Consider the following 13,732-nt stretch of genomic DNA (forward strand, 5'->3'; position numbering starts at 1 on the left):
TTACATCCATTGTTCCCATTTGAAGGAAAACCAAACGAGTATATCTGCTCAAAATAGCAAATGAAAAATTATAACTATTTCATTAACAGATGAGCTAATATAGTAAATATCTGTAAAAACCAAAAGGAGTCCAGACAAATGGAGAATAGTAGATTAGAACCATTAATAGCTGCAAAAATGTTTGCAAAAGAAAACTTTTCAGCGAGCGGAATCGTCCTATTAGGGGGAAGTGTTGTTAGAGGTGAAGCCACGGAGACATCCGACTTGGATATTGTAGTCATTGATTGCAATGTAAATAACGCATACCGCGAATCGCTGGTGGTTTACGAGTGGCCGATTGAAGTTTTTGTTCATAATACGGAAACTCTTATGTATTACTTTAAGAGCGATTGTGAAAGAGCACGGCCCTCTCTGCCAAGAATGGTGGCTGAAGGAATCATCATCAAAGATAATGGATCATGCAGGGATCTCAAGGAAACAGCTCGGGAGTTATTGAGTGCCGGACCTAAAGAATGGAATACATCAACCCTCATGCAGAAAAGATATTTTCTAACCGACCTGCTTGATGATTTCATCGGGAGCACGAATCATGGTGAAAGCATTTTCATTGCGGGAAGTCTTGCTGAAGCTTTGCATGAATTCGTTTTAAGAACCAATCGGAGGTGGGTAGGTTCATCCAAGTGGATCGTGCGTGCCCTTAAGGAATATGATAGGGAATTTGCTGATACATTCGTTGACAACTTCGACTATTATTATAAAACAGGAGATAAGCAAAGTGTCATATCACTGGTGGATGCGGTGTTACAGCCCTATGGAGGCCGTTTGTTTCATGGATTTTCAATAGGAAAGAAACACGGATGTAATGAGTAATAATAACAAGAACGTGAGGTGAATACTTTGGCCACAATATTTGTCCTATTAGGATGTATTGTCAGTGTGCTTGCAGTGGGTTATTTAGAATAAGATTTTGGGGCCATTCGATATACCTGTTCATTAAAAACGAATGAGATTGAATACATAGGAGAAACCACTCATTTTTTCTGAGTGGTTTTTTCACATCCCTCTTTGTAACAAAAATGAAATAATTGTAACTAAACAGAGGAGACAAAAGAAGTTTGTGCATTCTGAATGCTCTCACAATCAATTACAGACGACGCAGTTCTTCACAAGAACTTCCCAATGAAATTAGACTTTCGGCTTCTACATAGTAATGTAAAACGTATTCTCGTGTGTGTTTTCCCGACCATAGTCCTCTCATAAAAAGACATAATTAACAACATTGTAAAATCGTGGTAACCAAAATTTGGAGTATTATCGATAAAATTGAATCATACCATCTAAGGGGGAATCTTATGAAAGAAACAATTTACAATGAAGAGGAATTATATTCAATGCTTGACTCGTTTTTAAGAGAACCAGATGATTTTTGGACCGAGTTTTATCGTGATCGAGAAAAGAAAATTCCTTTTTTTAAAAATCTGCCTGATGAAAATTTAGTATCCTATCTTGACAAAGGATTAGTCACCCCGGGAAGAGTGCTGGAATTAGGCTGCGGTCCTGGAAGAAATGCCATTTACCTTGCCAGGAATGGATGGGAGGTGGATGCGGTTGATGTCTCAGAGACATCTCTTCAATGGGCAGAAGAACGGGCAGGAGAGAGCGGTGTTTCGATAAACTTCATACATAATAATATATTCAAAATGGAAATTGAATACGGCAGTTATGATCTAGTCTATGATTCGGGATGTTTCCATCATATCGCACCTCACAGAAGGTTGAGCTATACTCAATTAATTAACAAGGCCTTGAAGCCTGGTGGTTACTTTGCACTCACTACTTTCGTACGGGGAGGCAAACTGGGAGGTGCAGTCGTTTCTGATTGGGAAGTGTACAGGTCTAGGTCTCTTCATGGAGGCCTGGGGTACAATAAGACTCAATTAGAGCGTATTTTCTCTGATCTTCACTCAGTTGAAATCAGGAAAATGAAGGACATGGACGAATCTCAGCAGATGTTTGGGTTATCTGAACTGATGGCAGCATTATTCAAGAAATAGCAGACACAAAAAAACGTTCAATTACCTGAACGTTTTTTTCTATTGCTTGTATTAAGCTATTATACGAAAATCGTCATGGTCGACCCTGTTAATGCCCTCATCAAAAACGAGACGTGTGACGAGCTTATAAGAGATTGATTCACTGCTTGGCGGGTATGAATCAGCCAGTCTGCAAGAAAAACGGATTTTTTTAAGTTCATTTGCCTTCATAGTCGATGAGCTCAAAATGGTATTGTGATGAAGGACAGATGATCGTTCGCTGCTGTGATCATACTGCAGTAGCTCAGTTTCTATACGTTTCAGCTTCTGCTCGACCCTTCCTCCAATAATTTCGTATTCGCCTTGAATGACTTCTCCAGGGCGGTAATCTTTTTTGCTTAAAATCAAATCAATTTTTGTAGATCCAATACCGAATCTGCACATCAGTTTAGTAAACATAACAGCAAATCAACCTCTCAATCATCTAGTTACCAATTCTGCATGGAGAGTTTTGGTTTCATTTTTAGATTCAATTCAAATTCAAACCCTATTGTAAGAGAAAGGGAGAGTACTGTCTAGACCCCTTTGTCGACAAATTTTGCAGGGAGTGAAAATTCTTTTATAAATATATATTTTCTTGGCGTTATCTGCTACTTTCTTAAAAAAAATCTACATATAATCCAATAACAACTTATTTACTTATCCTTACAACTAATTATAAATACATCCATTAATGGAAAAACAAGGTAGAAAAACAACAGTTTATTCTGTACAATAATGGAAGGTATTTACTTTACCATTAGGCTTTTCGCGCTTTTTTAGAAAACAGCCTACTATTAATAGGATAGGGGAGTTTTAGTATTGAAGGGGAAAAAACAAAATAAGAAAAAGAAAAATACGCTGCCGTTCAGAATGAACATACTGTTTTTTGCTGTGTTTCTCTTATTCACATTACTGATTCTGAGACTCGGAATCGTTCAGATTGTTCACGGGAATAACTATTTAAAAGAAGTTCAGCGTACAGAGAATGTCAAAGCAACTAACGGCAGTCCCCCCAGAGGGAAAATTTATGATCGTTACCGTAATATCATCGTTGATAATGTCCCTTTAAACGCGATTACCTATACGAGGACACAATCAACAAAGCCTGATGATATGTTAAAAGTCGCAAGGAAACTGGCGCAGCTGATTAAAATGGAGCCGGACAAAGTCACTGACCGTGACAAACAGGATTTCTGGCTGCTCACTCATCCGGATGAAGCAGATAAACTTGTTTCAAAAAGTGAGATTGAAAAACTGGAAGATAACGAAGATCTAACAAAAGATGATGTAAATAAAAAGATCTATCAAATGCAGCTAGACCGTATTACTGAAGAAAACATTAACTCGTTTAACGAAGAGGAACTTGAAGTGCTTGCGATTTTCAGGGAGTTTAATACAGGCTATGCTTTGTCTCCGCAGATTGTTAAGAATGAAGGCGTGTCAACAGAAGAGATGGCAAGAGTTAATGAGCATCTTGCCAAGCTCCCCGGCGTCAATGTCACGACAGATTGGGAAAGAAGATACGTGGGTGATGATACCCTTCGATCCATCCTCGGAAAAGTATCCACATCCGATCAGGGACTGCCAAGTGAACTGGTAAATTCTTATACTTCCAAAGGATACGCTCTTAATGATCGTGTAGGCACAAGCTACATAGAATCCCAATATGAAGATGTACTAAAAGGGCAGAAAGAGGAGATTCAATATATCACAAAAAAAGGAAGCGTCCTTGAAGAGCAGCTAATAAATGAGGGGCACAGCGGTAAAGATGTTGTGCTGACCATTGACATGAAGCTGCAGAAGGAAGTTGAGAAGATTGTTGAGGAGGAGTTGGGTAAACAAGCTTCGAAATATTGGGAATCCCCATATCTCGATCGTGCATTTGTAGTGATGATGGACCCTCATACTGGTGAAATTATGTCGATGGTCGGAAAGAAATACGGTGAAAATGTTGAGGGTCAAACAGAGTTGCAGGATTATGCATTGGGGACTTATACTTCTGCTTATGAGGCTGGTTCAGCAGTAAAAGGTGCCACGGTATTGACCGGTTATATGACAGGAAAATTGAATATCGGAGATGTTTTATATGATGCACCAATGTACTTAGCTAAAGAGAAAAAAAGCTCTTGGTTTAATGCTACGCAAGGAAGTAAGTATTTATCGGACATTCAGGCCCTTGAAATATCTTCAAATGTTTATATGTTTAAAACCGCACTCAAAATTGGAAATGGATCTACCTCACATCATCAAGAGTATGTTGATATTGATATAGAAGCATTTGACATTATGAGAAACCATTTTAGTCAATTTGGATTGGGAGTCAACACAGGTATTGATTTACCGGGTGAAACATACGGTCTTAAGGGTTCTGAAAAAAAACCTGGTTTACTTCTCGATTTAGCAATCGGACAATATGATTTATATACACCAATGCAGTTGGCACAGTATGTCTCGGCTATTGCAAATGGTGGTTATCGTATAGAACCTCATATCATGAAAGAAATACGGGAACCTTTTCATGAGAAAAACAAAATCGGACCAATCGTTTACGAGAATAAGCCTAAGGTACTGAATAGAATAAATGTTTCAGAAAGAGAACTGCAACAGGTTCAAAGCGGATTCTACCAAGTAGCACACGGGTCAAGAGGTACAGCGCGGGTTCAATTTAGTAATGCTCCTTATAATGCAGCAGCCAAATCCGGGACTGCTGAATCAGTATATAATGGAAAAGACACTTATAATACTACATTAATAGGCTATGCCCCATATGATAATCCTGAAATAGCTTATTCTGTAGTGGTACCCTGGTCACATCAGGATATCGATCCCGGTGTCAATAAAACGATAGCCAAAAGAATCATGGACAAATACTTCGAATTAAAGAAACAAGCCGAAAAAGAAGGTCTGTTTGAAACCTCCGTGGATGGTGAAGTTCGAACAATGGATGAGGCTGAAGGTCAAGCAGAACTAGAGACAGAGGAAACAGCAGAATAAAAACAAACGAGGCTGGAACAAAAGTGTTTTAGTCTTAATAAAACCAGAACTAATTGAATTCTAGAATTTAAATTAGTTCTGGTTTTTTAATGGATTTTCAAGTGCAGGTTTAGTTTCCAGCTTGTTCCAGCGGTTGATTGGAGTGCAAGACGAAGACTCCTGCGGGAATAGTAGCTTATGTGAGACCCCGCAGGACCGAACGCAACGAGGAGGCTCAAGGGCTACCCGCGGAAAGCGAAGTCTTGCACGGAAATCATTAGCGGTATTAAGAGCCTGCACAGAAATTATTCGTCTTTTGATTGGGTTTATAAGTTTTGTCCCAGCCTCTTTTTAAGGTTAAGTTTATTGAATGTTGAAACTTTTCACCATATGTTCCGTATATACTATAGAAGACTCAATTTCCGAAAGATACTCACTCAAAGGAGGGGTTTACATGCTATGGTTAATCATTGGAATAGCCATATTTTTCGGTGTGATAAGTGCGATGTTAAAACGAAGAACCAGAGGATTTCAAGATCCGACCGCCAATGAGCGCCAAATTCAAGAGGAAGAAAGAATCAAAGCGAGCAGCTGGTTTGGCGGTGGTCAATAATTTGTCGGGATGCATGAGAGTAATACACCATGCATCTTTTTTTAGTTCGCTACAAATGATTACTCCCATCATTTGTGAAATGATGTTATGATTTTCAAAAAATGGGTATGAGTAAGTAAAGGTGGAAAACAGTATGTTTGCATTTATCATTTTACATAAGATCGATATTCACTTTGAAAACAAGGAGTGATGAAATGAGGTTCCCTATTTTCCTCATCATTTTTACGAGTGTTCTACTTACAGCGTGCGGAAAAGATATTCCTGATGGGCATGAGGAGCTTTTAGAAGATAACGGGTGGAGTATACAGGCTCAGGATTCCCAGGATACATTATTAGTCAAAGACGTTGAGCCTATGAATGCCATGAACATGAGAAAAGCAGGATTTGACATCAGCCTTTATGAAGGTAAGGAAATTACGGTCACTCATTATGATATAAAGGAAAAATATAAAGGAGAACACGAGTTGCAGGCTGCGATTTACGAACTTAATGGTGAGATTATCGGTTCTGTAGGTGTGGTGGAAAATGCAGAAACCGGGGTCGTTTCCCTTGATCAAAAGAAGTAGCAGTACCATGAAGTAAGGAGCGGTATTCTTCATGGTACTGCTCTTTTGTATGAAACTAGCAAGATTCAAATTATAATACATACCAGGCTTACATCTTTACATATATTTAGATTGAACTAACCCTTTGTAGATACTATACGATTTTCATAAAAAAGTGTATACTTACTGAGAGGATTTTTTTCTCAGCCAAAGACCCAAGCGGTTTTGGCATTTTTCAATTCTGGTGGTTTTACTGTTTGATGTTCAAACAGTCGATATAGATAAACATCTTTAGGAGAGTGACGTTTTTTTGGACGATATACCACTGTTTTCATTAGTATCATTGGGTGTATTAATTTTTCTTTCTGCCTTTTTCTCATCGGCAGAAACTGCTTATTCGAGTGTGAATAAGATCAGGTTAAAGAACTTTGAAGGTGACGGAGTAAGGGGGAGCAAAAAAGCTGTCTATATAGCCGAAAACTTTGATAACGCCCTTTCCACCATACTCATCGGGAATAACATCGTAAACATTGCTGCTGCAAGTATTTCTGCCAGCATCGCAGCTAAATTGGTCGGAGGAAACGCCGGATTGGTCATCAGTACATTCGTCATGACCATCGTCATCCTTATATTTGGTGAGATTCTGCCTAAATCATTAGCTAAAGAAAATGCAGAAAGTTGGGCATTGTCGATAGCCGGAGTTCTTTTTATCTTGATCAAGCTCCTGACACCGATTAACTACCTATTCCTTAAGTTAAAGGAATTTGTATCTAAGCTGTTCTCTAAAAATGATGGAATGCCTTCCGTTACTGAAGAAGAATTAAAGGCAATGCTTGATATTAGTGAAGAAGAGGGCGTAATTGATAAAGAGGAAAGAGAATTAATTCACCGCTCAATGGATTTTGATGATATTATCGCATCAGAGGCATTAACGCCTCGAATCGATGTGAAAGCAGTAGAAGTGAATCAATCAAGTGAGGAAATAAAAGAAATGTTCTTTGAAGAAAGATTCTCCCGTATCCCTGTTTATGAAGATCATATCGATAATATTATCGGTATCCTGTCGGAGAAAGAGTTCTTCACTCATTTACTGAAGTTCGGTGAAGTAAATATCCGTGAACTGATTCGGGAACCGATGTTCGTTTTTGAATCCGCGAAGATTTCTTCATTGCTTACAAAATTACAAAAAGACAAAGTTCATATGGCGATCGTCGTGGATGAATTCGGCGGAACTACCGGACTTATCACACTGGAAGATATCCTTGAAGAAATAGTCGGTGAAATTTGGGATGAGCAGGACGAAAAAATTCATTCGATGACAAAAATCAATGAAAAAATGTATAAATTTGATTCTCAATACCAGCTAGACGATTTCACTGAATTATTAAATGTCCCCGAGCCTGAAAGTTCCTATCATACGCTTGGAGGCTGGGTAGTGGAAAGCTTCGAGGACATTCCAACTGAAGGTGAAAGCTTCGAGTACGAACACTTGAAAATAACGGTGGATGAAGTGGATAACCGCAGAGTCAGGACAATCAAAGTGGACATTATGGATCAGGTTTCTGAAGACGTATTGCAATCATATTCTAAATGAAGATGCGTTTAAGATGTCATTCATTGTGAGAAAATAATAATGATTAGATAACAGGCAGTCAACTGCCTGTTATTTTTTAATAAATAGTTAGGAGCTGCTGCAAATATGAATCATCAAGAAACAAAGCAATATTTGCTTCAAGAATTGGAAGTAGTGACAAAATGGGAGAATGAACAAAAGGGATTATGGTTTTGGGAGAAGATTGGAAAGGTGCCGTTTATGATACTTGATCGGGTCACTCCAAAGATGGTACATAAAAAATTGGGACAAGCTCTTGATGATATCGGTAGCTTCATTCAAAAGGGCGGAAGCTATCTTACAAGTGAAAATGAAGTATTGAAAAGAGTGAAAAAATATACTGGCAGTGACGGTATTGAAATTAATTCTTTAAGAGAATTACCACTGTCAGCTATGGATGAAATCAGTGAAGCGATTGTTCAAACCCGGAAGAAAGTAGCCATGACACAAGGTGCGACTACAGGAATTGGAGGATTTCTTACACTAAGCATCGACATCCCGTTCATTTTAGGTATCTCTTTGAAGACTTTACAGGAAATTGCCTTAAGTTACGGCTATGATCCGAATGAACAACGTGAGAGAATCTTTATCATCAAATGTCTTCAATTCGTTTCTTCCGATATCGTCGGCAAGCAGACGATCCTTCAGGAACTGTCAGAATTTAATAATTCCTCTCCTGAAAAAAAAGATCAGACGCTTTCTCAGCTTCAAGGGTGGAGAGAAGTCATGGTCAGTTTCCGTGATAATTTCGGATGGAAAAAGCTTTTTCAAATGATTCCGATTGCAGGAATTCTTTTCGGCTCATTCATTAACAAATCAATGATGCATGACATAGGGGAGGCGGGGCGCATGCTTTACAGAAAGCGCCGCATTCTTGAAAAACTGGAGGAAAAGGAGGTTACTCAGCATAAAGAAGATGGAATAGACAGCACAAGTAACTAAATCGCTGATACTTAAGTATAGGGAGCAGGGTTAAATGAATATTAACGGTTACCGTTTAAATACAGGAACCTTAACTGCATGGGGGAAACGGCTGATTCCGGACTTAGAATGGTTTTTTTTCGTAAAGATGATTTCGGGGGTTGAAATGAATCCTCTGCAATCATTAGACCGTTCTTCAATGCCATTGGACATCCGGACGTCATACGCAACCTGGGCATTAAGCAATGAAACAGAGTACTACGCAAGAATGAGTCAATTGGCATTCTCGAATCTGGCTGTATCCTTGCAATCTGAAATCATCAGGCAGCAATGGACGGCGGGAAGAGGGCTGGTGTTTGAACTGGAAGAACTTATTGAACTTGCAGGGGTATCAAGAGATTCACTACCTGGCGTTTCGATTGATGACAATAAAGAAATCGTCTTGCTGCATCGTCCAGTCTGGGAAACCTTTACCGTATTGGAGCGTCATAGATTTCTAGTAAACTACGGAGCTCTGTGGGTGAATGAAGCCGCACATTGGGATAAGGTAAAGAAGGATAATCAAACGAGCATTAAAATGAAATATCCGCACATTTTGGAGAAAATCGATGAATTTCCTAAATCCAATGGTCCTAATTGTCTGGCTGCTGTTGCAGCAGCTCTCACCCGAAACGAGGCATTTTTTTATAAATGGATGAAAGAGGAAGAATTTATGGGGGTCATCAAAGAAGCGAACTATGAGCCGTTCGAAAATGAAAGAATCGAAGAAGGAGATGTACTGATATGGTTTAACGATGTAGATCAAATCACTCATTCCTGTTTTGTGTTGAACAACGAACTGGCTTTCAATAAACAGGGTCAAACCATGTTCAACCCATGGCAGGTTCTTAAATTGGCTGACATCATAAAAAGCTGGGAACTTCCAGGTATTTATTTCATTCCATATAGAAAACATCAGTGATGCAACAAAAGCGAGGGACGGGCCTTTAGCTTACTAAAGGCCCGTCCCTCGACGCGTTAATTGGTTAAATTATTTATTCTTCTTCTGCCTGGTCGTCTTTGTTAAACCAAAGCGGATCATCATTATCTACTTCACCATTATAATTGATGAGTAGTTCTTCTCCAGCTTTGATATCTTTATAAGCGTAAAAATCAAATGTGTGATTATCGAAATTTATCTCATAAATCGTATTTGGACTATACGAGTGGTTGAACAGCATACCATAGCCCAGAAGCAGAGCCGTATGATTGATCCCATATTCGAACACATAATCGGCTAGGAATGTTTTTTCGATATGTTCATGTTCTTCATTCGGGTATGGAATTACCGGAGCTTCATGTACGAGCTCACCTTTGGCGATGTCCCTCTTTGCAAAAATGCCTCTATTCAAGTCACCGTCACTCAGTGAGGATAGTTTCACTTCAATCATTTTTTCACCTTCTTCTTAAAGTATTGACCTAGTAAGCTTGTCACTAATCACAAAAGAAAGCAACTATTTTTATCAGAAAGGCAACTTGGGGGAAGCCATGAACATTCTCCTGTGAATTTCAGTGTTTTAAGAAAACCCTTCATTCTATTAAATTGAATAGCGAGCACTTCCTTAAAATAAACTTACAAAAAATTCTCCAATGTTTCTAGCACTTCTAACAAACCAGTTTGCTTTCTCCACAGAAGCAGCTGCATATACTTCAACCTTCGTTTCTTGCTTAAGGTGGTCTAAAATATACTCTTCCTTTTCTTTACTCACGAGAATGAGCTCACCGATTTTTTCACCTTTTTCGATTGGAGCAAGCAGTTCTCCCTTTTCGTTCAACTTACTTTTATCGAGATTCAATTTCAGTTTTGCATCGTCAATGTCTTCTTTTCGCATTCGAGCTTCTATTGACTTGTCCAGCGCCATCTCCACTTCAAACTCGTTCCCATCTTTTACCGGTACAGTCTTTTTCTTAACGGCGTCATCCAACGTGAATTGAGCACTTTCAAATTGATTGAACCCGTAATTCAGGAGTTTTCTTGTCTGGATAAACCGTTCGGCACTGCTCGGTTGGCCGTACTGATCTTTTGCATCCAGAATGACACTGATGTATCTCACGCCATCTCTTTCTGCTGTACCCGTAAAAGTGGATCCTGCAAATGGGGTGGTTCCTGTTTTAAGCCCGTCCGCTCCTTTATATGAGTGAGCCGGGTCTTCAAGCATCGCATTCGTGTTCTTCATCAAATATTCTTCATCGGTGCCTTTTCTAAAGTACTTATAGTTCGTACCAGATGTTTTTAAGACTTCGGGATAATCTTTGATTAAATGATAAGCGAGGGTGGCCATGTCTTCTGCAGACACCATGTTTTCACCATTTGCATCTGTTCCTTCCGGGTGCATCCCCAGCATATCGTAGTTGCTTAATCCGCTTGAATTGACGAACTGATAATGTTCCATGCCCAGCTCATTGGCCTTGGCATTCATACGCTTCACAAACTCTCCTTCACTGCCGGCAACTACTTCGGCTAGTGCAATGGCAGCACCGTTACCCGATTTGATGACCATCGCCTCATACAATTCTTTTACGGTGTACGCTTCGTCTGCATGGAGAGGGACATTGCTCAATCCCGGCGCATTTGCAAGCTGATATACTTTATCACTCACCGAGTACGTATCACTCCATTTAATTCTTCCTTTGTCAATTGCTTCAAGTACAAGATATTCTGTCATCATTTTTGTCATGGAAGCAATGCCGAGCAGTTGGTCTTCATTATATTTGTCTACAATTTTTCCTGTATCTGCATTCACTAATATAGCAGCATCAGCATTTATTTTTGTTTTTGACTCTCCTTGGACTGTAGCTCCAAAGGATGAGACCGCCATAAATGAAATTATTGCTATAGATAGATTCTGTTTTAATTTGACTTTTTTCAAACCAGTACCTCCAGGTGAATTTACACAACTAAATTATTTTAACATAGAAAAATGAAAACATAGAAAAGATTCTCCAAGTCACATAATTGTAAAAAAATATTGCTAAATAACAGTAAAATGTTACCATTATTTAAAAAGGATAGAAGACCGTGATGAAGAAGGGGGAGAGTTAACATGGCAAAAACATTCATGAATATGGTCGGAGAAATCTTATTAATCATAGCGGGCATCATTTTCATAAGTGCTGCTTCTGCACTTTTTGAGAATCAAACCTTTTCCATTATGTCTTATATCAAGCAATTAGGAGAAGTGTTTTCAGAACTGCTTTCCCCTCATGAACTTATTTATGCGAATCCTATATCTGACATAGAGAGAAAGTTGTTTCCGATCCTTTTGCTGGCATTCTGGAGCAGCATCCGTATCTTTTTTTTATCAATAGTTCTTGCATTGGCCGTTTCTATTATCCTGTTAATCTTTTATTTTTCTTTTAACAAGGTTTTTAAAAAAGGAATAAAATCCTTATCTTTTTTTGTTGGTTCATTACCCGATATTTTTATTATTGTACTTGCTCAATTGACGGTTGTGTGGTTTTTCAAGCAAACAGGTATCCTTCTTATTGACCTTGCATCCGTTGGTGAGAATCAGGTCATTCTTTTGCCTGCGATTACATTAAGTGTGCTGCCTGCGTTTTTCTTTTTCACAAATATGATTCAATTTCTTCGTGAAGAAAAAGGGAAGCCATATGTAGAGCTGGCGAGTAGCAAGGGACTTACTCACTTCACAATTTTGTTTATCCATATGATGAGAAACGTACTTATCAGCCTTACCTATCATGGAAAGCAGATTATGTGGATGATGATTTCAAATCTATTGATATTGGAATACCTTTTTAATGTATTTGGCCTGACTTCTTTCTTATTCACTTATAATAAGCCGTCCATATTCGCTATGGCTTCCATTCTTCTGTTTCTTCCTTTGTATATAGTGATGAAAGTTTTACAGCTTGTCATCAGCAGGAAGACAGGGAAGGAGATGAGTATATGACTAAGCGGACATTTTACTGGGCAGGAATCATAATATTATCAAGTTCGATACTGCTGTTATTGCTGGCAAGCCTCCTATTTAATCTTGATGCGGATGAAACTATACAGCAAACAGTACTTATATATGATGATAATGGAAAAATCCTCGGGGGTGCACCATTTCCACCTTCACTTCAAATTCCTTTTGGAACCGACAGAGAAGGATTTCATATTGGGGATAAATTGCTTGAAGGTGCTCAATTTACTCTTGGCGCCGCTATCGTCGTTTCTCTACTAAGTTTTGTACTTGCTTTTGGTATAGGCGTATTCGGAGGATTTACTAAGTTGAAGGTCAAAGCATTATCACATAAATTTTTTACATCCTTCTACTTTATTCCTCAGTCCATTATCGCTTATAACATTCTCTATCCAGTTATTTGGGAGCCGGTCCAAGGCTTCACGACATCACTTACAGAGAGAATCATCATTGAGATAATGGTGCTTGCCATTATCGTTACGCCGACAACTGCCATTCTCATTTCAAACGAAACGGAACAATTACTTGGCGAAGAGTTCATTACCTCAGCAAGGGTACTTGGCGGGAGTTCATTCTTTATTCTTTTCAAACACGCGATGCCTCATTTGAAAATGCGGTTGTTTGTGATTTATCCGAAGATAGTCATACAAATATTGCTCGTCATCGCTCATTTAGGCTTCTTCACCCTTTATTTCGGTGGGACCGATGTATGTTATGAGCCATTCTGCGATCCACCAAAACCGTTCATTCAGGAATGGTCCGGTTTGATGGGCACGAACTATAAAGAGTTAGGCCTTTCGTGGTGGATTTTCATGGCACCTATGCTTTGTTTCGCGGTTACAATTCTATTACTTAACGGTATTGCTAAATGCATCGAAGGGTTAATGGATACCTCTCCTCATAAAATTGAAAGAAATCAACATAGGCGGGAAGTGATAGCTGAAAACCTGGAGACTTCCAAAAGAGCTGATCCGTTCCATCTTATTAATAGATCAGGGGATGCTTGAAAAAGATGTATAAAAACT

Annotated in this window: 13 protein-coding genes; 10 read left to right on the top strand and 3 right to left on the bottom strand. The window is 38.9% G+C overall.

All coding sequences use genetic code 11. The features are described from left to right. The first annotated feature begins 138 nt into the window (after positions 1-138). The gene (locus tag AAEO50_RS04245; protein WP_341980782.1) at positions 139-870 is read left to right on the top strand and encodes a nucleotidyltransferase domain-containing protein; all 732 of its coding nucleotides are present in this window, start codon (positions 139-141) and stop codon (positions 868-870) included. Between the two features lie 482 nt (positions 871-1,352). Continuing rightward, entirely contained in the window at positions 1,353-2,054 is a 702-nt protein-coding gene (locus AAEO50_RS04250) for a class I SAM-dependent methyltransferase (protein WP_341980784.1), read from the top strand. A gap of 51 nt (positions 2,055-2,105) precedes the next feature. On the opposite strand, the gene AAEO50_RS04255 is transcribed toward AAEO50_RS04250, so the two are convergent. Beyond that, positions 2,106-2,492 (bottom strand): sporulation protein, encoded by a 387-nt coding sequence (locus tag AAEO50_RS04255; protein WP_341980786.1) that lies wholly within the window; start codon positions 2,490-2,492, stop codon positions 2,106-2,108. A 453-nt stretch (positions 2,493-2,945) separates the two neighbouring features. Between AAEO50_RS04255 and AAEO50_RS04260 the strand changes: the two genes are divergently transcribed. The 6 genes from AAEO50_RS04260 to AAEO50_RS04285 all read left to right on the top strand — a co-directional run bounded on the left by AAEO50_RS04260 (position 2,946) and on the right by AAEO50_RS04285 (position 9,700). Next, positions 2,946-5,069, top strand: coding sequence for a penicillin-binding protein 2 (locus tag AAEO50_RS04260; protein ID WP_341980872.1), 2,124 nt, complete (start codon positions 2,946-2,948; stop codon positions 5,067-5,069). Between the two features lie 433 nt (positions 5,070-5,502). After that, positions 5,503-5,661 (top strand): hypothetical protein, encoded by a 159-nt coding sequence (locus AAEO50_RS04265; RefSeq protein WP_341980788.1) that lies wholly within the window; start codon positions 5,503-5,505, stop codon positions 5,659-5,661. 194 nt (positions 5,662-5,855) lie between these two features. Next, complete coding sequence (locus AAEO50_RS04270) at positions 5,856-6,227, top strand: DUF4830 domain-containing protein (RefSeq protein ID WP_341980790.1); 372 nt, start codon at positions 5,856-5,858, stop codon at positions 6,225-6,227. Between the two features lie 289 nt (positions 6,228-6,516). Further along, positions 6,517-7,800, top strand: a complete 1,284-nt coding sequence (locus AAEO50_RS04275; RefSeq protein WP_341980792.1) for a hemolysin family protein — start codon at positions 6,517-6,519, stop codon at positions 7,798-7,800. A 105-nt stretch (positions 7,801-7,905) separates the two neighbouring features. Further along, entirely contained in the window at positions 7,906-8,760 is an 855-nt protein-coding gene (locus AAEO50_RS04280) for an EcsC family protein (RefSeq protein ID WP_341980794.1), read from the top strand. 34 nt (positions 8,761-8,794) lie between these two features. Next, the gene (locus tag AAEO50_RS04285) at positions 8,795-9,700 is read left to right on the top strand and encodes a hypothetical protein (RefSeq protein WP_341980796.1); all 906 of its coding nucleotides are present in this window, start codon (positions 8,795-8,797) and stop codon (positions 9,698-9,700) included. Positions 9,701-9,773: 73 nt separating this feature from the next. Here AAEO50_RS04285 and AAEO50_RS04290 read toward each other — a convergent pair whose 3' ends face one another. Together AAEO50_RS04290 and AAEO50_RS04295 are read right to left on the bottom strand one after the other, a co-directional pair. Continuing rightward, positions 9,774-10,169: an SET domain-containing protein gene (locus tag AAEO50_RS04290; RefSeq protein ID WP_341980798.1), complete on the bottom strand. Its 396-nt coding sequence runs from the start codon at positions 10,167-10,169 to the stop codon at positions 9,774-9,776. Positions 10,170-10,340: 171 nt separating this feature from the next. Continuing rightward, entirely contained in the window at positions 10,341-11,648 is a 1,308-nt protein-coding gene (locus AAEO50_RS04295; protein ID WP_341980800.1) for a D-alanyl-D-alanine carboxypeptidase family protein, read from the bottom strand. Positions 11,649-11,822: 174 nt separating this feature from the next. Here AAEO50_RS04295 and AAEO50_RS04300 point away from each other — a divergent pair, with 174 nt between their 5' ends. Both AAEO50_RS04300 and AAEO50_RS04305 read left to right on the top strand, forming a co-directional pair. After that, positions 11,823-12,692, top strand: coding sequence for an ABC transporter permease subunit (locus AAEO50_RS04300; RefSeq protein WP_341980802.1), 870 nt, complete (start codon positions 11,823-11,825; stop codon positions 12,690-12,692). Further along, complete coding sequence (locus AAEO50_RS04305; protein WP_341980804.1) at positions 12,689-13,714, top strand: hypothetical protein; 1,026 nt, start codon at positions 12,689-12,691, stop codon at positions 13,712-13,714. Before AAEO50_RS04300 ends, AAEO50_RS04305 begins: the two co-directional genes overlap by 4 nt. The last annotated feature ends 18 nt before the right edge of the window (positions 13,715-13,732 follow it).

Source organism: Rossellomorea oryzaecorticis (genome assembly GCF_038405515.1).
GTDB lineage: Bacteria > Bacillota > Bacilli > Bacillales > Bacillaceae_B > Rossellomorea > Rossellomorea oryzaecorticis_A.